Annotated in this window: 12 protein-coding genes; 6 read left to right on the top strand and 6 right to left on the bottom strand. The window is 42.9% G+C overall.

The genetic code is table 11. The features are described from left to right. Positions 1-129: 129 nt before the first annotated feature. Genes LBYS_RS11575 through LBYS_RS11565 form a run of 3 tightly spaced genes read left to right on the top strand, consistent with a single transcriptional unit; the run spans position 130 to position 5,863 of the window. The gene (locus LBYS_RS11575) at positions 130-1,632 is read left to right on the top strand and encodes a glycoside hydrolase family 43 protein (protein WP_013409042.1); all 1,503 of its coding nucleotides are present in this window, start codon (positions 130-132) and stop codon (positions 1,630-1,632) included. Further along, positions 1,629-3,446 carry an alpha/beta hydrolase-fold protein gene (locus tag LBYS_RS11570; RefSeq protein WP_013409041.1) on the top strand — a complete coding sequence of 606 codons (1,818 nt, stop codon included), beginning with the start codon at positions 1,629-1,631 and terminating at the stop codon, positions 3,444-3,446. Before LBYS_RS11575 ends, LBYS_RS11570 begins: the two co-directional genes overlap by 4 nt. Further along, positions 3,446-5,863, top strand: a complete 2,418-nt coding sequence (locus tag LBYS_RS11565) for a glycoside hydrolase family 95 protein (RefSeq protein ID WP_013409040.1) — start codon at positions 3,446-3,448, stop codon at positions 5,861-5,863. Before LBYS_RS11570 ends, LBYS_RS11565 begins: the two co-directional genes overlap by 1 nt. A 31-nt stretch (positions 5,864-5,894) precedes the next feature. On the opposite strand, the gene LBYS_RS11560 is transcribed toward LBYS_RS11565, so the two are convergent. Both LBYS_RS11560 and LBYS_RS11555 read right to left on the bottom strand, forming a co-directional pair. Further along, positions 5,895-7,838, bottom strand: coding sequence for a RagB/SusD family nutrient uptake outer membrane protein (locus LBYS_RS11560; RefSeq protein WP_013409039.1), 1,944 nt, complete (start codon positions 7,836-7,838; stop codon positions 5,895-5,897). Positions 7,839-7,844: 6 nt separating this feature from the next. After that, positions 7,845-10,904 (bottom strand): SusC/RagA family TonB-linked outer membrane protein, encoded by a 3,060-nt coding sequence (locus LBYS_RS11555; protein ID WP_013409038.1) that lies wholly within the window; start codon positions 10,902-10,904, stop codon positions 7,845-7,847. Between the two features lie 255 nt (positions 10,905-11,159). On the opposite strand from LBYS_RS11555, the gene LBYS_RS11550 reads away from it, so the two are divergent. Then, the gene (locus LBYS_RS11550; RefSeq protein ID WP_013409037.1) at positions 11,160-12,176 is read left to right on the top strand and encodes a LacI family DNA-binding transcriptional regulator; all 1,017 of its coding nucleotides are present in this window, start codon (positions 11,160-11,162) and stop codon (positions 12,174-12,176) included. On the opposite strand, the gene def is transcribed toward LBYS_RS11550, so the two are convergent. The 4 genes from def to LBYS_RS11525 all read right to left on the bottom strand — a co-directional run bounded on the left by def (position 12,173) and on the right by LBYS_RS11525 (position 15,233). Further along, positions 12,173-12,829, bottom strand: coding sequence for a peptide deformylase (def, locus tag LBYS_RS11545; protein WP_013409036.1), 657 nt, complete (start codon positions 12,827-12,829; stop codon positions 12,173-12,175). The genes LBYS_RS11550 and def overlap by 4 nt on opposite strands. Before the next feature lie 4 nt (positions 12,830-12,833). After that, a complete protein-coding gene (locus LBYS_RS11540) occupies positions 12,834-13,385 on the bottom strand; it encodes a helix-turn-helix domain-containing protein (protein ID WP_013409035.1) in 552 nt (183 codons plus the stop codon). 288 nt (positions 13,386-13,673) lie between these two features. Continuing rightward, a complete protein-coding gene (locus LBYS_RS11530) occupies positions 13,674-14,105 on the bottom strand; it encodes a DUF5362 family protein (protein ID WP_013409033.1) in 432 nt (143 codons plus the stop codon). Positions 14,106-14,135: 30 nt separating this feature from the next. Next, positions 14,136-15,233 carry an MFS transporter gene (locus tag LBYS_RS11525; RefSeq protein WP_374750155.1) on the bottom strand — a complete coding sequence of 366 codons (1,098 nt, stop codon included), beginning with the start codon at positions 15,231-15,233 and terminating at the stop codon, positions 14,136-14,138. A 106-nt stretch (positions 15,234-15,339) separates the two neighbouring features. Between LBYS_RS11525 and LBYS_RS11520 the strand changes: the two genes are divergently transcribed. Together LBYS_RS11520 and LBYS_RS11515 are read left to right on the top strand one after the other, a co-directional pair. Then, positions 15,340-16,206 carry an AraC family transcriptional regulator gene (locus LBYS_RS11520; protein WP_013409031.1) on the top strand — a complete coding sequence of 289 codons (867 nt, stop codon included), beginning with the start codon at positions 15,340-15,342 and terminating at the stop codon, positions 16,204-16,206. Positions 16,207-16,348: 142 nt separating this feature from the next. Next, positions 16,349-19,396 (top strand): SusC/RagA family TonB-linked outer membrane protein, encoded by a 3,048-nt coding sequence (locus LBYS_RS11515; RefSeq protein WP_013409030.1) that lies wholly within the window; start codon positions 16,349-16,351, stop codon positions 19,394-19,396. The last annotated feature ends 4 nt before the right edge of the window (positions 19,397-19,400 follow it).

Below are 19,400 nucleotides of genomic sequence, written 5' to 3'. Positions count from 1 at the left end.
CAATATTTGCAACCGATTGCATAAAAATTTCAATATATTACTTTGGTATTCCAAAGGTACGCTTGGATATAGGCCGAATATCCTTAATTTAGAGGCCTATTCGATCTTGTAACCTATTGCAATACACTTATGCGCAGACTGATTCTCCTCTTGCTGCTTCCTTTCTGGAGTAGCGCCCAATTACCCATTATTTATGCTGATGTTCCGGATCCATCCATGATTAGGGTGGGGGATACTTATTATATGAGTTCCACTACCATGCACATGAATCCGGGTGTGCCGGTCATGAAATCTAAGGATCTGGTGAATTGGGAAATCATCCATTATGCCTATGAGGAATTGGAGCCGGATTTAGATCTGGGGACTGGTAAGAGTATGTATGGTAAGGGTTCCTGGGCAAGTTCATTGCGTTATCACGAAGGGACATATTACCTCAGTACCTTCGCTTTAAATACCGGTAAGACCTATATTTTTACTACAAAGGACATAGAAAAGGGGCCCTGGGAGAGAAAATCCTTTCAGCCTGCCTTCCATGATCATACCTTGTTTTTTGAGGATGGGAAGCCTTATTTGATCTATGGAGCTGGAAAATTAATGTTAGTCCCCCTAAAAGAGGACCTTACTGGCGTGGCAGGGAAAGAAAGAGTGCTGATAGAGAATGCTAACCTACCTGCCGGACCGAACATAGGCCTGAATGCAGAAGGATCTCAACTGTTCAAGCATGATGGTAAATATTATCTGTTCAATATAGTATGGCCAAAGGGCGGGATGCGTACGGTTCTAATTCATAGGGCGGAAAGTCTCCAAGGTCCATGGGAAGGGCGTGTGGCTTTTCAAGACATGGGTATAGCGCAAGGAGGGATGATAGATACGCCTGACGGGAAGTGGTGGGCTTATTTATTCAGGGATAAGGGATCTGTAGGTAGGGTTCCTTATTGGGTTCCCATTCAGTGGAAGGACGGTTGGCCGGTCATAGGAGATGACGGAAAGTTTCCTAAGGACTTACCCCTGCCTGCTGGCAAAGGACTAATTCCGGGGATAGTTAATTCCGACGAATTTACTTCAAATACCTTATCTCTGGTTTGGCAATGGAACCATAATGCAGACTCTACCAGATGGTCGCTTACAGATAGGAAAGGATTCATGAGATTGAAGACGGGACAGGTAGGTGCTCCTCTATTACAGACCAGAAATATGCTGACGCAAAGGACCATAGGTCCAAAATGTACAGGGGAGGTTAAAATCGACGTAAGAGGTTTGAAAGAAGGAGATGTGGCCGGTCTTATAGCCCTACAAAGCGACTATGCATGGGTAGGGGTGAAAGTAGAGAACGGTCAAAGATTCTTGGTGGTAGAAAAGGAGGAGGAGGGAAAGAAGTCCGAACTTTTGAAGCGCCCATGGAAAGGGAATACGGTCTTTGTGAGGATTCACTGTGATTTTACTGATTTCAAAGATGAAGCTACATTCTCTTTCAGTTCAGATGGGAAGAGATGGGAAAAGGCGAGCGGAAGTTTGGCCATGAAGTATAAGTTGACTCATTTCATGGGGTATAGGTTCGGCTTGTTCGTACAGGCCACCAAGTCAGAAGGTGGATACGCAGATTTTGATTATTATAAGATAAATGAGCTATGAAAAAATTACTTGTATTACTTCTTTTGGGCTTTACACTTCAGGCCCAAAGTAAATTAGATTCTATTACCTATGTCTCTAAGACGGTGGGGACGAATCGAAAGGCTTTGGTATATACCCCTCCGGGATACAACAAGAAGCAGACCTATCCTGTATTGTACTTATTGCATGGAATTGGAGGGGATGAGAAGGAATGGCTTAGAGGAGCTAAGCCTCAAGAAGTTTTGGATCAGTTGATCTTAGAAAAGAAAGCGGAGCCCATGATAGTAGTCATGCCAAATGGACGAGCCATGAAGGATGACAGGGCCATAGGGAATGTGTTTGACAAAGAGAAGGTGGAGGCCTTTTCTACCTTTGAGGGAGATCTTTTGAATGATCTTATTCCTCATATAGAGAAACAGTATTCCGTCAAAAAAGGAAAGGAATACAGAGCTATAGCTGGTCTATCCATGGGAGGTGGGCAATCTTTGAACTTTGGCTTAGGTCATCCGGAGTATTTTTCTTGGGTAGGTGCATTTTCAGCCGCCCCGAACACGAAGATGCCGGAGGAATTGTTTAAGGGAGAGCCTGATTTCAAGTTGATTTGGATCTCTTGTGGAGATGCTGACGGACTATTGAACATTAGCCAAAGAACCCACGATTATCTCTTTGAAAAGGGTATCCCTCATGTGTATTATGTAGAACCGGGAGGACATGACTTTAAGGTGTGGAAGAACGGCTTGATACAGTTCGGTCAAAGGATTTTTAAAGAAGTAGACCAAAAATCCTTAGTAGGTTTGACGGAGTTGGGGATACCTGCCAGCACCAATGTGGCAGGCCAGAAATTCCCTCAAATATTGCCGGATCAGCGCGTACGTTTCCAGATTAAGGCACCGGATGCAAAGAAAGTGCAGATTGACCTGGGAAAGATGTATGATTTGGTGAAGGATGCAGATGGAAATTGGAGCGGTAACACAGAGCCTTTATCCGGAGGACTGCATTATTATTCTTTGGTTATAGACGGGGTAAAGGTGGTGGATCCGCATAGCAAAGCCTTCTATGGTATGGGTAGGTATGCCAGTGGCATAGAGATTCCTAAGAGAGATCAGGCCTTCTACAAGGAAAGAAATGTGCCTAATGGAGACATCAGAATTAAAAAATATCTGACAGGAGGAGTGTACAAGGAGATGTATGTCTATACACCACCGGGTTATGATGCATCTCCCGACAAATTCCCGGTGATGTACCTACTACATGGAGGAGGGGAGAATCATACTTCCTGGTTCCACCAAGGAAAGACGAACATCATCATGGATAATCTATTAGCTGACGGTAAGGCAGTACCTATGGTGATCGTCATGATGGATGGAAACGTAAGAGGGGGTTATTTTTCGGAGGGTTATTTGGAGCGATTTGAGTCCGAGCTAGTAAAAGACGTCATTCCTTTTGTGGAAAAGAACTTTAAGGTAAGTGAGCAAAGGGCGCTGGCCGGCTTGTCCATGGGGGGGATTCAAACCCTCTTTGCGGGGATAAGAAATCCTCAACTGTTTTCCTCCTTGGGAGTATTTAGTTCAGGATGGTTTGCGAATAACCCTAGCTTGTCAGATCCCCATTACGCCATAGTAAAAGAGAAGGCGGCAGAATTGAACGATAGATTTAAGGTCTTCTATATAAGTATGGGAGGGGAAGAAGATATAGCTCACGAAAACTGCAGAATCATGCTGGAGAGGTACAAGGAACTTGGGCTAAAATACTCGTATTCTGAATACCCCGGTGGCCATACTTGGCCGGTTTGGAGACATGATCTTTATCAATTTGCCCAACAAATATTTAAATAATGAAAAGAGTAATTGTAGTATTCTTTCTGTTTGTCTCCAGTCTCTCCTTTGCCCAGGAATATAAGATGTGGTATCAAAATCCAGCAGGGAAAGTGTGGGAAAAGGCCCTGCCTGTAGGAAATGGGTTTATTGGAGGTATGGTATACGGAAATACGGAAGAGGAGAGAATTGATTTGAATGAAACCAGTTTTTGGAGTGGGGGACCTTATGCCACTTCTCCTACTTTAAATAGGGACTCCCTGGAGAAGCTGAGAAGTTTAGTGTTCTCTGAAAAGTACAAAGAGGCAGAAAACATGGCGAATAGGGTGCTGTTTTCACATGGCTCTCACGGTCAAATGTTCTTGCCCATAGGTAGTCTGATTTTAAAGTTCCCAGGACAAAAGGAAGCTACTTCTTACTATAGAGAATTAGACCTTTCTAAAGCTGTGGCTAGCACTCGTTTCTCAGTGGGAAAGCAGAATTACGAAAGAGAAGTATTTACTCCATTGCAGGAGAAAGTTTTGGTAATGAAGCTTAGTTCCACTGAAGCTATGAACGTGGAAGTGCTGTATAGAACTCCGCTTCCGGAGGGCAGGGTAGTACAAGTGCAAGGTAATGAGTTGCAGATAGGAGGTAGGAACATTGCTCATGAAGGAAGTGAGGGGGCTTTGAGATTTCATGGAATCATTCACGTGAAGCAGTCGGGCGGAAATTCAAGTAGGACGGATTCTTCTTTAATCATCTCCAATGCTAAAGAGCTTGTACTCTACGTGAGTTTGGCCACAAATTATCAGAGTTATCAAGATGTGAGTGGGGATGAGAAGGCATTAGCCAGGGCCCGACTAACTTCTGCCTTAAAGTCACCCTATACAGAATTAAAAAGGAAACATATAGAAAAGTACCAAAGTCTGTACAATAGGGTAGAGCTTACGCTGGGGTCAGATAGGAGGGAGCCAACTGACATACGCCTGGAAAAGTTCAGAGAAGGGAATGATCCTGGATTTGCGGCACTTTATTTTCAATTTGGCCGATATTTGTTGATTTCCAGCTCCCAGCCGGGTGGTCAGCCGGCTAATCTTCAAGGCATTTGGAATGCTTCAATACGTCCTCCTTGGGATAGTAAATACACTATTAACATCAACACGGAGATGAACTATTGGCCGGCAGAGCGGACAAACCTATCGGAGATGCACAAGCCCCTTTTTGAGATGGTGAAAGATTTAACGAAAACGGGAGCAGTTACGGCTAAGCGTCTGTATGGTGCTGGAGGATGGGTAGCGCATCATAATACGGATTTGTGGAGATTGACCTGGCCGGTAGATGCGGCCTTTTATGGATTATGGCCCAGCGGTGGTGCATGGTTAAGTCAGCATATATGGGAACATTATCAGTATACCGGAAATTTGCATTTTCTGAAGGAAAATCAGGAAGTGTTATTCGGCGCTGCACGTTTCTATGTGGACATACTGCAAAAGCACCCAAAGTATCCATATCTGGTGATTAACCCAAGCACTTCACCGGAAAATGCGCCTGAAGCCCACCAAAGATCCTCTTTAAGCGCTGGGGTGACTATGGATAATCAATTGGCTTTCGACGTCTTCCAAAATGCCATTTGGGCAAGTAAAATTCTGGGAGTGAAGACTCAATTTTCTGATTCTCTGAAGCAATTATTAAAGCAATTACCTCCTATGCATATAGGAAAGCATGGTCAATTGCAAGAGTGGTTAGATGATGTGGATAGTCCTCAGGATAAACATAGGCATGTGTCTCACTTGTATGGACTATTCCCCTCGTCTCAGATTTCTCCCTACCGTCATCCGGCTTTGTTTTCAGCGGCAAGGACTACATTGGAACACAGAGGGGATGTATCTACGGGGTGGAGTATGGGTTGGAAGGTCAATTGGTGGGCCAGGTTAAAGGACGGTGATCATGCGTATTTGTTGATAGAGAATCAATTGACTCCCTTAGGTAAGAACAAGGACGGCGGGGGGACTTATCCTAATTTATTTGATGCTCATCCTCCTTTTCAGATTGATGGAAACTTCGGTTGTACTGCGGGTATAGCAGAGATGTTAGTACAAAGTGCAGACGGGGCTGTGGAGGTATTGCCGGCCTTGCCTTCTCGTTGGGCAGAGGGTAAGGTTAAGGGTTTAAAATGTTTGGGAGGTTTTGAGATTGAGGAGTTAGTTTGGGAGAAGGGTCAATTGAAGCGTTTAGTAGTAAAGAGTCATTTAGGAGGTAATTTAAGATTGAGGTTGCCACGTGCCTGGACGAAGGGAGTAGAGGCGAAAGGAGAAAATCCTAATCCCTTCTTTTTTGTGCCTGAGATTGGTGAACCTGTAGTTTCTTCTGAGGCTCAAATCCATCTGCCTCAGATACGAAGTACCTATCTGTATGACCTTAAGACGGAAAAGGGCCGGAGATATGTAATAGAATAAGAAAGGCTGCCTCTCCAGGCAGCCTTTCTTATTAATTGTAGCCAGGGTTTTGATATGCTTTCTTCTCCTCAGGCGTCATTTCCATACCGTCTATTTGACCTTGTGGTATAGGTCTTAAGTAGTGGTGAGGCTGAATATCCCGGGTGAAGGTTTCCTGAACTATGTCTGTTGCATTAGGTCCTGCTATGGTATATTTGGCGGCTAGTTCTCCCCATTTTTGAGTTCTAACCAGGTCAAACCATCTGTATCCTTCGCCGAAGTACTCTCTGGATCTTTCTGCTAGGATATAATTGATATCAATGTTTGCAGGAGTTGCTGCGGTTAATGCAGCGCTATTGTCCTGAATAACACTAAGATTTAATGCATTAGAGAATCTCCATTTTCCTGCACGTGCTCTGATTACATTGATGAGTTCTCTTGCGCTTTTGCCAGCTTTAGTGGTAGCACCTTTCACGGCAGCTTCTGCGGCTATAAAGTATAGTTCAGAGAACTTAGCTACGTAGTAAGGACGGGTCAGACCAGCGTTAGGCTGGCCTAGCCCACCTGCATTGTCCGTTCTGTAGGTCCCTAATTTCCACAGTCCGGGATGACGTAATCTACTTATAGCGTTAGGGGCAATGACAAAGTCAGCTCTACCAGGAAGGACACCGGCGCCTACGTTACTATTGAATACTTGGTTTGAATAGTCAATAGCTTGGGCTGGAGTTTCATCCAAAAAGGTCAATATAGGATCTCCCGGTTTTACAGGTAGATAGTTGGCATTGTAATACTGAGGAGTACGGTCACCGGCAAGATCCCAGTTGGCTCTATACACGGTAACAAAAGTACCATCATAGCGAGAGTCAAGTTTTTTGTCGGCAAACGTTTTCGAAAACACTTCAGCAGGAGGAGCCATACGTGTCCATGGTCTACCCAAGTCTTGAGTAGCGGCGCGCTGAACGGTACTTACCGGGGCCCAGTTGCTCGCAGAAGTACTTGAGCGGATGTTGGTATAGTTCCATGTCATCATCCACACAACCCAGTTGTCCGGTGCTCCTCCTCCGCCAAATGTAAGACTGCCCCCATTGTAGAACTCGCTTCTTTCAGTATGATCAGCGTAAAGAAGCATTTCCATATTGCGGTCATTTGCTCCTAAATGAAGATCATAGAAAGTAGGTTGTAAACCGAAAGGCCCGGGATTTTCTATGGCTGTAGTGGCTATATCATAGGCTTGCTGGAAATACCAGGCTGCATTCTTACCATCAGGGTCAACCCTAGGGGTTTCCGGGTAAGTGGGGATATTGTTAGGGTTTTCCAGCCACCATCCATACGTTAGGTAAGCTTTGGCAAGGTATAATCTAGCCAGGGTTTTGGAAACTCCGCCTTTTACTCTAGGATTATCCGGTAAGTTAGCTACAGCTGCAAGCAAATCTGGGAAGATGGCTTTTGTGTATACTTCTGGAACTGTGTTTCTTACGGATACACGCACGGGAGAAGTGTTGAATTTCAATTCACCTGAGCCTAAATCAAGGGGAACTCCACCGTAGGTCTGTACCAGTAGGAAGTAGTCAAATGCACGGAAGAACTGGGCTTCTGCGATTAGAGCAGGTGAAAGTCCTACTTCGCTGGCATTTTCAATAACACCATTTGCGGTATTGATATTGGAGTAAACCACGTTCCAAACTATGCTAGTAGGATGGGTAGTGACACTGATACGTCCTACGTTTGTCATGTCCATATCCTTGAAGTTACCATCAGCACTTTGTGCCCATGTAGCTTCATCTGTTCCTGTTTCCCAGGCAGAGTAGAGGTATCCGTCGCCATAAAGCCAGCGAAGGTGAGAATACATGGCGGTAAGGCCACCCATTACGCCCGTTTCTGTCTTGAAGAAACCGGGTTCATATATACTGCGGGGTTGTTCCTCTAAAATGGAATTACAGCTTACTAATTGTAGAGTCAATAGGGCTGTCCCCAAGAGTGATTTCAAATTTTTCATCGCGAATTAGAAGCTTAAGTTTAGACCTATGACATAACTTTTCGTAGAAGGAGTATTTGCACTTACGGCAAGTAATCTTCTATTGAATCCTCCGGTGGCATTGTTTTCATCTCCGTACGAGTTAGGTTCTGGATCTAGGCCGGACTCCTTATGGAAGGATGAGAAGGCTACAAGAGGGTTTTGAACGGTTACATACATTCTTAATCTTGTGCTTTTGTTCTTTAATAATTTCTCGTTAAAGTCATACCCCAAGGAGATGGTTCTGATCTTCATGTATGATCCGTCAAAATAGGCTAATGTACTGGCGTATTTGGCATTGTCTCCACTGATGAGTCCACCCGGTTTTGGATATTTAGCTCCAGTGTTCTCTGGTGTCCAGTAGTCGATGTCTAAGTTACCGTTTCTACCTGTTAGAAGGTTCATATAACCTGCAGGTCCGTGAAGGTTGCTCAATAGTAGTCCTCCATTTCTAAAGGTTCCTACTACGCTTAAGTCAAATCCTTTGTAGCCTACTCTAGTGTTAAAACCACCTAGCCAATTAGGATCCACGTTGAAGATTTGGCGATCTTCCGGTCCAATTCTTCTGGTAGGAGTACCGTCAGCGTTATAATCTCCTGTGTATTCCACTTTAATCATACCTACGTTACCGCCTGGTTCAAGGATTTGCAAGTAAGGGTCACCTTCCTGCCAAAGTCCTATCTTCTTGTAGTCATAGATGGCATTGATATTATAACCTACGAACCAGGAGTTGCCTTCGTCACGGGTTTGTCCGGAAGCCAAGGCTGTTAGTCGGTTGCGGTTAGTGTACCAGTTGATTCCTGCATCCCAGGTCCATCCGTTCATATTGTCAATGATTCTACCGTTTAGGCTGATTTCCAGGCCTTTGTTTTGGGTTTGACCTATGTTTGCGGTGTAGCTACCTACTCCGGAAGTAGCCGGAAGTCCAAGGCCTAGTAAGATATCTTTGGTGTTCGTTACATAATATTCTACTGTACCGCTTAGACGGTTTTTCCAAAGTCCAAAGTCCACCCCAATGTTAACGGTTTCTGAGTATTCCCATCCCAGTGAGGAGTTAGGTAATTGAGACACGTAATAACCTACAGCATATTCATCATCCCCGAAGTTATACGGGCGGGTAGATAGTCTACCAAGAGTAGCATAAGGTGCAATAGCCTGGTTGGACGTTTGACCATAACCAGCTCTAAGTTTCAATGCATTTAGTGTAGGAACACTGCTCATGAAGCTTTCGTTAGCTATATTCCAGCCTACAGATATGGCCGGGTAGGTATGCCATTTGTGTCCTTTTGCAAGGCGGGATGAACCGTCAGAACGAAGGGTGGCGGAGATCATGTATTTGTCGTCATAGGAGTACATCACTCTACCCATGGCTGAGAGTAGTCCCCATTGCTGATAGTCCTGATCTCCTGGGTTGACGGTGATTTCACCGGTAGCTTGACCTAGGTTATAGAATTGGAATGCGCTGGCGGGGATATCTCTTGCGCCCATGGCTGAGCGGTTATATCTGCTTTGTTCAGCGGAATAAAGGGCCACTGCATTAATGGTGTGCTTTTGGCCAAAGTTCTTGTCGTAGCTTAAGATGTTCTCCACTGTCCAGTGGTAGGTTTGGCTGTTGCTAATAGATGCAGAACTTGGGGTAGTAGGGTTGACGTTATTTACGCCCTTACCGGTAAAGCTACCGCCGTTTGTTTGGATAAAGTCAAGGCCCAGGTTAGTTCTGTATTTTAATCCTTCTACCCATGGAATGCTTACTTCTCCGAACATGGAATTGTATGAGGCGTAACCTCTACTTTGGCTAATCCATTCGTCGCCAAGGTTCTCTACTACTTCGCGGGTTAATACATAGTATTCGTCAATACCTGTCTTAACGGTTCTTTTCAGTGTACCGTCAGGGTTTCTTATGACAGCTAGAGGGGAGGCTCTCAAGATTCCGCCCACACCTACTTGGTTTCCTTTGCTCAGGTTAAAGTTACTGTTCGTATTGAATCCTACTCGGAAGGCTTCTCCTATCTTTTGATCTACAGAAGCTCTTAAGGAGTAACGGGTATAGTTTTGAGTAGGAATTACACTTTGGTTAAAATGATAACCGGCACCGAAATTGTATGAACCTGAGGCGGTACCTCCCGTCACGCTCACGTTATGGTCAGAGACAAAGCCTTTGCGGAACAGTTCGTCTTGCCAGTCGGTATTAGCATTTTCGTCTTCGTCTATGGCATTAGAATAGATTCCGGCGTATTTACGGAACTTATTGAAGGTGGGGCCGTCCATCATGGGGTATTTGGCGAAAATTTCCTGTACGCCTTGATAAGCATTATAGTTTACTCTAGGCTTTGCCCCTCTAGTACCTTTTTCAGTAGTCACTAGGATTACCCCGTTAGCACCTCTTGAACCGTAGATCGCTGTGGCGGAGGCATCTTTTAGTACGTCAATACTTTTGATGTCATTGGGGTTCAGATCTGCTAAAGATCCAGGGAACGGGATACCGTCAAGCACAATGAGTGGGTTATTATCCGCACTTAGGGAGCGAGTTCCTCTCACTCGGATCTGCATGGTGGCACCTGGGCGAGTAGAGGTTTGAGACATTTCTACCCCGGCCAGTCTTCCTTGTAAGGCCTGGGAGATGTTTGGTACAGGGATTTCCCGAACTTTGTCGCCCGAGATAGAGGCCACAGAACCTGTCACTGCTTCTTTTCTTTGGGTACCATAACCTACTACTACCACTTCTGTTAATTGGGTGTCTGTAGATTCCAGTTGTACATTAATGACGGTCTGTGCTGCATTGACCGTCCGTTCTGTTGTCACGTAGCCTATCATAGAGAAGACCAGGACGTTGCCCGATTTGGCGGATAGGCTGAAATTCCCGTTGATATCCGTGATCACACCTGAAGTGGTGCTTTTTAAGGTCACAGATACACCGGTTAGAGCAGCGCCGTTTTCATCCGTTACAGTTCCGCGTACTGTCAAGTCTTGCGCTCGTACCACTACTGTGGAAACCAACAGCAAGAGCAATATGCGTAGCCGTGAAATGAGGTAATGATTGAAGTGCATAATTATTTAAGGTTTTATGTAAATCCCTAACACAAGAGGTTTAAGGTGAAACAAATATGAAAAGTTAATTTTATATATGCAATCGATTGCATAAATATTTTTTGCAACATATCAATAAATAGTTTCAATTTACCGATGAAAAGAACCACTGAGTCTACGTATAATCCTGGGTTTTCTATAAAAGAGAGAACTTATCAGCGTTATTTCTTGCAATTGTTGTATTTTTGAGTTCTTTGAAATTTGCGTAACCGATTTATGAAAGAAGCCACCATCTATGATATCGCCCGGCATTTGGGCATCTCAGCCGCTACAGTAAGCAGAGCATTAAACGGTCATCCCGGAATCAATGCACAGACGGCGGAGAAAGTGAATAAGGCGGCGCTAGCCCTTGGTTACCAATCTAACAAGTTTGCCAGCAGTTTAAGGAAGCAGAAAAGCAATACCTTGGGGGTAATTGTGCCTCGGTTAAATTCTTATGTGATGTCTTCTATCCTTTCAGGAATGGAGAGGGTAGCAAACGAAAGCGGTTACAACTTGATCATTAGCCAGTCTCTAGAATTAGAACGGAAGGAGATAGAAAATGCAAGGACCATGTTTAACAGCAGGGTGGATGCTTTGTTGATTTCCCTTGCTTTTGATACAGAGACTTTTGACCATATTACTCCTTTCATCAAGAAGAAGATACCTGTAGTTTTCTTTGACCGGGTCTTGGATCATCCATCATGTACTTCAGTAGTCATTGATAATTTTAAGGATGGGTACGAAGGTACCAAACATCTGATTGAACAGGGGTGTAAGAAGATCTTACATGTAACGGGAAGTTTGCAAAGAAACGTGTATAAAGATAGATTGAGAGGTTTCGAAGCGGCTATGCGGGAGTATCACCTGGATTTTTCAGATGAGAATGTCATCTTTACTAGTTTTGATAATGATGCTCCTCAAAATGTAATGGAAAAGATTTCAGAGATGACAACTCCTCCAGATGGTATCTTCTTTACCAATGATGCCTGTGCAGCAGGTACATGTATATTATTAAAGAAGGCCGGGTATTCAATTCCAGGGGACATTGCCATTGTAGGTTTCAACAATGATCCTATCTCTAAAGTAGTAGAACCTAACCTTACCACGATCCATTATCCCGGGATAGAGATGGGAGAGATAGCTGTACAAACCATCATTAGTCATTTGGAAGGAAACCTGAACGTGAATCAGGGTTCTACGGTGGTCTTACGTTCAGAGCTCGTAGTCAGAGATTCTTCGAGAAGAATTTAAAGTCTCTTATTGTTTTGTTTATTGTATAAGAGCACCTTTCCTTTCTCTTCTGATTTCTTGAATTCTTGGGTATTTTGTTCATCTACTCTTTGAGGGAAGAGTATTCCGTACAAATGGTCTATTTCATGCTGAAAAATGACGGCAGTGAAGCCTTCAATCACCTCAGTATGATGAGCTCCGTTTAATTGAGAGTAGGACAATTGTATAGCATAGCTTCTCACTACATTATCTCTGGTATCAGGGATAGACAGGCAACCTTCAGCGCCTAGTTGGAGCAACTCTGATTTCCAGGTGATCTTAGGATTAATATAGAATTCAAAAGGCTGTCCGGGTTTATCAAATCTTTGAACCCAAATGGCATTTCTGTTGACTCCTACCTGCGGGGCAGCAATACCTACGCCTCCAGCTTGTTTTACGGCCAAATGCATACGTTTAGCCAAGAGTGGTAGTAGGGGATCATCCGGTGAGATATCCTGAGAGATGGCACTTAGGATCTGTAAGTCGTCCGGGTCAGTGGTTTGTGTGATTCTCATCATCTTAGTAGTATCACCACTAAGAATTAAAGCTTTTTCCTGTTCGTTGAATCCATGGCTGAGTTTAGGGAACTGGGCCAAAGCGGGAAGGCTAATGATTAGGAATAGTACTCTCCACATATTCTTATATTTGGTCTAATGATTTTCTTTGTATTGAGGATTTGAACTGGGAGGGCGTTAGTCCAGTGATCTTTTTGAATTGATTGCTGAGGTAGGCTTCACTGCTATACCCCATCTGGAAAGCAATCTCCTTCAAGCTAAGTTCGTCATAGGAAATAAGCTCTTTCACACGTTCAATTCGGTGTTGGATATAGAATTTTTCTATGGTTTGGCCGGTTACTTCGCTAAACACAGTGCTGAGATGCTTGTAGTCCAACTGTAGCTCTTGCCTCAAGCGTTCGGATAGTTTTTCCTTGTCCTCCTCTTGGCCGTGAACGATCTTCACTATGATATTTTTGATCTGTTCTGTCAATTGTTTCTTTCTATCGTCTATTCTTACGAATCCTGCAGATAAGAGCTCTTGATCTAAAGATTGAGATTGTTCTTCATTTAGGATAGATTTAAGCACAATATGGCCTAAATCTACTGATTCATAGGGTAAATCCTGTCGTTTTAAAATACCTTCAACCGCAGAAATACATCTGGGGCAAACCATATTTTTTACATATATATCCATATGTTGTAGAACAAGATTTCCCTACAAAAAAATTCCCTTATTGCTTTTCCCATTTATCGCCTAAGAAATATAGATAACTACATGTCACAAGGAGAAAAATGGAGAATATGAGATTTGTGCCAAAGCTTGATGGGCTTATGTTTTTATTCAATTCTATATGGGCTGCAAAAGCCAATAGATAGGCCACATAATAGAATAATATTTGAAGGATAAGTGTCATTAAGCCATATAAGGCGAGTGCTTTGCAAACCTTAGCAAGAATCTTACTACTTATTTTAGAAAATGTTGTCATAGTGCAGCAGCTATACCTCCACCGATGATGGCAAAGATGATCACCAATACATAGAAAGCCAGAACCACGGCAGTCATGATCCCAAAGATTTGGTAATTATATTTCATGTATTTTAATCCCTCCGCTAACTCCTCCTCGTTGTTTTGATCTAGGGCAACTTGCAGTTTCTGAGAGGATTTTAATTGGAACCAGCATGGGAAAAAATAGACTGCAGCCATGCATAAGTAGATAAAGGTTATGGCTGCCGAAGGAATACTTTCCCATTCAGTGGATCTTTCTGCAAGGACGCTTAAGATAGTACCCGCAAAGATGGCTCCTAAAACGATAAAACCAGTGATGACAAGCCCTACAATGGCAAGGAATTTCCCCCATTTGATGGAATCTCTTAGATATTGTTTTGCGGCAGAGTTTAGTGTTAGTTCGTTCATAATGAGTTGAATTGTTGTTTCAAATATAGATTATTTTTTCCATTTACGGTGAAGAAGAAAGATTCCCATAGCGAAGGCAATTAAGGGAATAAGAATGATATCAAATCCTGGCTTTTCTGAGAAGGCATATCCTACTAATCTGGCCCCTCCTGTTCCTCCTAAGGCAGAAAAGAAAACCAGTAGGGAGGCTAAGGTGGCTTGGTCGCTTTCAGAGGTGTTTTTTAATATACCGTTATTTAGGAGAGGGTATATGGGAGCCAGGAAGATTCCAATTAATGGGAAGGCATAAGCAGTTTGCTTACTGAAGAAAAGCATGACAGCACAACCAATGACAGATAGATATAGCATTAGTACGCTAGGAATTTTCTGTAAAGGATAAGCTACCAGATATCTTCCCAAAGCCAATGCTAAGCTAAGCAAAAGCGCCAGATGTATGGCCATGTGGGAATTGAGATGAAGGACTCTCTCATTATATGTAGGTAACCAAGTCATTATTCCTTGTTCCATCATTACATAAAGAAAGATGCAAATTGCGAATAACCACAAGGAAGATTGGCTCAAGGCCATTTTCACTTTCTTTAAACTGGTGGTAGGGGTAGTTAAGTTTTTTAATTCTATCTGCGTTATTCCTACTAAAATCAGGAATAAGAGTACTGCTAATATAAGGTAGATTCTGGTCCATGCGAAGGGATCTAAAGCCTTCTCAAAAAACGGGAAGCCTATATACGCGGCAGCAATTCCTAACATGAAAACGGATTCAATGCTACTTAAATGCCTCTTACTCTTGCCAAAAATGGCATAAATGCAGATCTTGACTACAGCAAAACTGATTCCCACAGTGGCAAAGAGAAATTTGCTCATTTGGAAACTGGGGAAAAAGTACATTCCTAAACATCCCAAGCTGACCAAGGTCACCGAGAGGATGAGAGAGAGTCTATATCCCAGTCGAGACAAAAAAATACCAGCCCCAAAAGAAACGATGGCTATGGGTATGTCTTTATAAGCCTCAAGACTACTAGCTTCCCATTCGCTGATTTTATACAATTCTAACGACTTATAAATCAGTATTCCTACACTATTAAGTAGGAGGGCGAAAACAAAATAGAGAAGGTAAAAAAGGAGTGTCATGGTTCGGCTCATGCTCGAAATATAGAGATTTGGTGAAAATTTATAGGATTAGATGTGGTTATTTTTGTATTATATTAATAATATTGTACTACTTAAATGACCCAGCATGACTTCTTTACCCGTCAGAGCAATGCCCGTGGAGATCATTCAACCTGATGCAGGCAGTTCTTTTAAACTACTGCATCATAGGGTGGAGGCTGAGCATTTTCGTTGGGAGTATCATTGTCATCCGGAGTTAGAATTAGTGTATGTGGTAGGGGGAGTGGGGAGACGTCATGTAGGAAGTCACCTCAGTTATTATCAGGATGGGGATTTGGTGTTGATTGGGTCTCAGTTGCCTCATGCCGGCTTTGGGTATGGTTCTAAAGGCATACATGAGGAAATCGTCATTCAGTTCAAAGAGAAAGCATTCCTGGGGATTCCGGAAATTCAATTCATAGAATCACTTTTTGAGCACGCCCGATTTGGTATTTGTTTTTATGGAAAGACCAAAGAAGAGGTAGGTGCAAAGATGAAGCGCCTTCCTAAATTAGGGACATTTGAGCGCTTCCTGTACATGATGGAGATATTCCATATGTTGGCACAATCAAAAGAATACATCTTATTAAATCCACAGGAGAATACATATCATCTTTCCATTAAGGATCATAGTAGGCTGAAGAAGCTTTCAGAATATTTGGAACAAAACTTCCACCTACCTATACATATAGAGGAAGTGGCTTCTTTGGTGAATTTATCGGTACCTGCCTTTTGTAATCATTTCAAGAAAATGGTGGGCATGCGGTACACGGATTTTGTGAACGAATACAGAATTCACAAAGCCTGCCAAATGCTATTAAGCGATAAGAGTATGCTTGATATAGGTTTTGAGTGTGGATTTTCATCCCAGTCGTATTTCAGCAAGGTTTTTAGAAAAGTCAAGGGAAGAAGTCCTATGCAGTTCAGGAACGAAATGATCAATCGTTCCTTCTGATTAATACAGAACAAAAAGCGATTAATAGAGATATAATCTTTCTATTAAAAACCACGGAATTTTGTTTTGACGTGAATAGGACGAAGATACGGTCAGGTTATTCTTCGTCGGAATTAGAAAATTTAACCTTAAATTACTCAGAATGAAAGCAAATCTACCTATCCGTAGCCGTACTCGGCGTTGGATCCTCTCCTCGTTTTTGCTTCTTGCAGGTCCTTTGGTTTTTGCACAAATTGCAGTCACGGGTACAATCACTGATGGTACAGACGGCAGTCCTTTACCTGGAGCAAACGTGGCCATCAAAGGTTCTACACAAGCCGTTATGACCGATGTCGACGGGAAGTATAGCATTACTGTTCCTGCTAAAGAAACCATCTTGGTTTTTAGCTTCATTGGCAAAATAAGTAAAGAAGTAATAGTGGCAGACCAAACCGTCATCAATGTAAATCTAGAAGATGAGACCACCTCCCTTTCAGAGATTGTGGTAGTAGGTTATGGTACTGCCAAAAGAAAGGACTTAACAGGTTCAGTAGCCTCCATAGCTTCTAAGGACCTGAATCCGGGTATCAACCCTAACCCTCTGCAAGCCATTCAGGGAAAAGTGGCCGGCTTAGTGATTACTCAGCCTTCAGGAGACCCGAACCAAAATCCTACTGTACGTTTAAGAGGGTATACTTCCTTAGCGGGGGGTAGTGATCCTCTCTATGTGGTGGACGGAATGATTGGGGTCCCTATTTCTTCCGTATCTCCTAATGATATAGAGACTATGGATGTATTGAAGGATGCTTCAGCAGCGGCTATTTATGGATCGAGAGCGGCTAACGGGGTGATCTTGATTACAACCAAAAGAGGTAAAGTAGGTGCACCTACCATCTCCTTTGACAATTATATAGGTACATCACTCATCTCACGCCGGTACAATCTATTTGATGGACCGGGATATATAGATGCTGTAAGAAGGATAAAAGGAGAATCCGCTTTAAGTGATGGTCTTCGTTTCCCAAAAGACGCTAGTGGAAATTATTATAATACAGACTGGATCAAGGAAATTACTCAAAATGCTTTTGTTCATAATCATGATCTAAGTATAGCCGGGGGATCTACAGGCTTAACTTATCGAGGATCTGTCAACTATCTCAACCAGGAGGGTCTGGTGAAGTATACAGGTCTAAATAGAGCTACAGCCAGAATTAACTTGGATCAAAAGGCTTTTGATAACAGATTGAACATACAGTACAACTTGGTATATACAGAGACGAAGAACAAGTACGATATCGGAGCCATTGAACGAGCTACTACATTTTTACCAACTTTACCTATTCGAAATCAGGATGGTTCGTACTATGAGGTATTAGGTAACTTCTCCTTGTTCAATCCGGTAGCTATGATAGAGAATTATACGAACCAGCAGAACAAGAAGTTGACACAAGGCGGTCTAAACTTAAGATATGAGATCTTAGATGGCTTGACTCTGGGAGTGAATGGGCAGTTGCAAAGAGAAAGTGGGGTAAGTGAATTCTGGACAAACCCTAATATCAAGGCCTTCCAAGGTAATAACGGTAGAGCTAGCAAAAGTTACTGGGAAGGGCATAGCAAGCTAATGGAAGTAACGGCCAACTATTACAAGAACCTGGCGGGAGAAAGTAATTTTGCCATATTGGCCGGTTACTCTTATCAGCAGAACGACAATAGCGGTTTCCAGGCGGCTAACTCCGGCTTTGTGACAGATTTTGTTACCATTGATAACCTTGGTTTGGGATCAGGAACGCTGATCAATCCAAGTAATAACTATGCTACTTCTTATAGAAATCAAGCGAAATTAATCTCTTTCTTCGGTAGAGGTACTTTGAACTTGAATGATAGGTATAACTTGACAGCCACCATCCGTCAAGACGGTAGTTCTAAATTTGGTAAGAACAATAAATGGGGTTTATTCCCCTCATTTGGTGCGGGCTGGATTATCTCTAACGAAGAGTTCTTTGGAGAGCCTACTGGTTTGAATTATCTAAAATTAAGAGTTGGTTGGGGTCAAACCGGTAACTCGGAAGGTATTAATCCCTATAACTCTATTATGCTTTACGGACCAAGTGGTACCTACTATGATGGTAGTGTGGGAGATTTTTTACCGGGATATGCTATTACCCAGAATGCTAATCCCAACCTAAAATGGGAGGTTTTGGAGACTACAAACGTAGGTCTGGATTTCCAAATCATGTCCGGAAGGTTCTCAGGTACCGTGGAATGGTATAATAAGTTAACGAAAGACATGCTTTATAACTACTCTGTACCTGCTAATGGGGTGGATTACTTCACGGGTTCTATCCTAGCAAACGTAGGAAGTATGAAAAACTCCGGAGTAGAGTTCTCATTTGGAGGTGCTGTGGTGGAGAAGCCTAAGTTTACTTGGACGCCACAATTAGTGGTATCCTACAATAAAAACAAGGTAGTTTCCTTATCCAATGATCAGTTCCAAACCGGGCAAATTCGTTTCAATCCGTTCGGTGGTAGAGGTTTGAGTGATGTATTTGCATCGTATTTAACTCCGGGAAGACCTTTAGGTGAGTTTAATAATGTGCCAAGTTTCCTAGAGTTCAACAGTAATGGTGAAGTGGTGATGAAAGGTGGAGACGGACAAGGTACTACTGACGTTTCTAAGTCGGATGCGTATGTAGCCGTAGAGGCGGGCAATCCGATAGGCCAAGGAAATCCTCAGCCATTCCTGACGGGGGCATTGAGCAATAATTTCACCTTCGGGAATTTTGATTTGAACTTCCAGTTGAGAGGGACCTTTGGTAATAGCATATTGAACAATATCAGGAATAACCTGATGATTCCGGGTTCTATCTTGGAGACGAACATGCTAGAAGACATGAATGATCTTCCGGATAATTATAATACTAACCGATTGACTACCATGTGGATTGAAAACGGGTCTTTTGTTCGTCTGGACAACTGGCAAATAGGTTATAATGTACCGGTGAAAAGTAAGAATTTGAGCCGTGCCAGAATTTACTTAGGAGGAAATAACCTACTTCTTTTCACTAAGTATAAGGGTATAGATCCTGAGCTTCAAACGAAGGGGGATTTGGAATCTAATTCTTCTCAAAGACCAAATGCTTTGGGTTTAGATTATTCTACTGTGTATCCGAAAACGAGATCTTTCCAATTAGGCGTGAATCTGACCTTTTAATTCT

Origin of the sequence: Leadbetterella byssophila DSM 17132, assembly GCF_000166395.1 — a bacterium.
GTDB classification, from domain to species: Bacteria; Bacteroidota; Bacteroidia; order Cytophagales; family Spirosomataceae; genus Leadbetterella; species Leadbetterella byssophila.
Note: the sequence above shows the minus strand (reverse complement) of the source record. Positions and strands in the feature narration are given on the sequence as shown.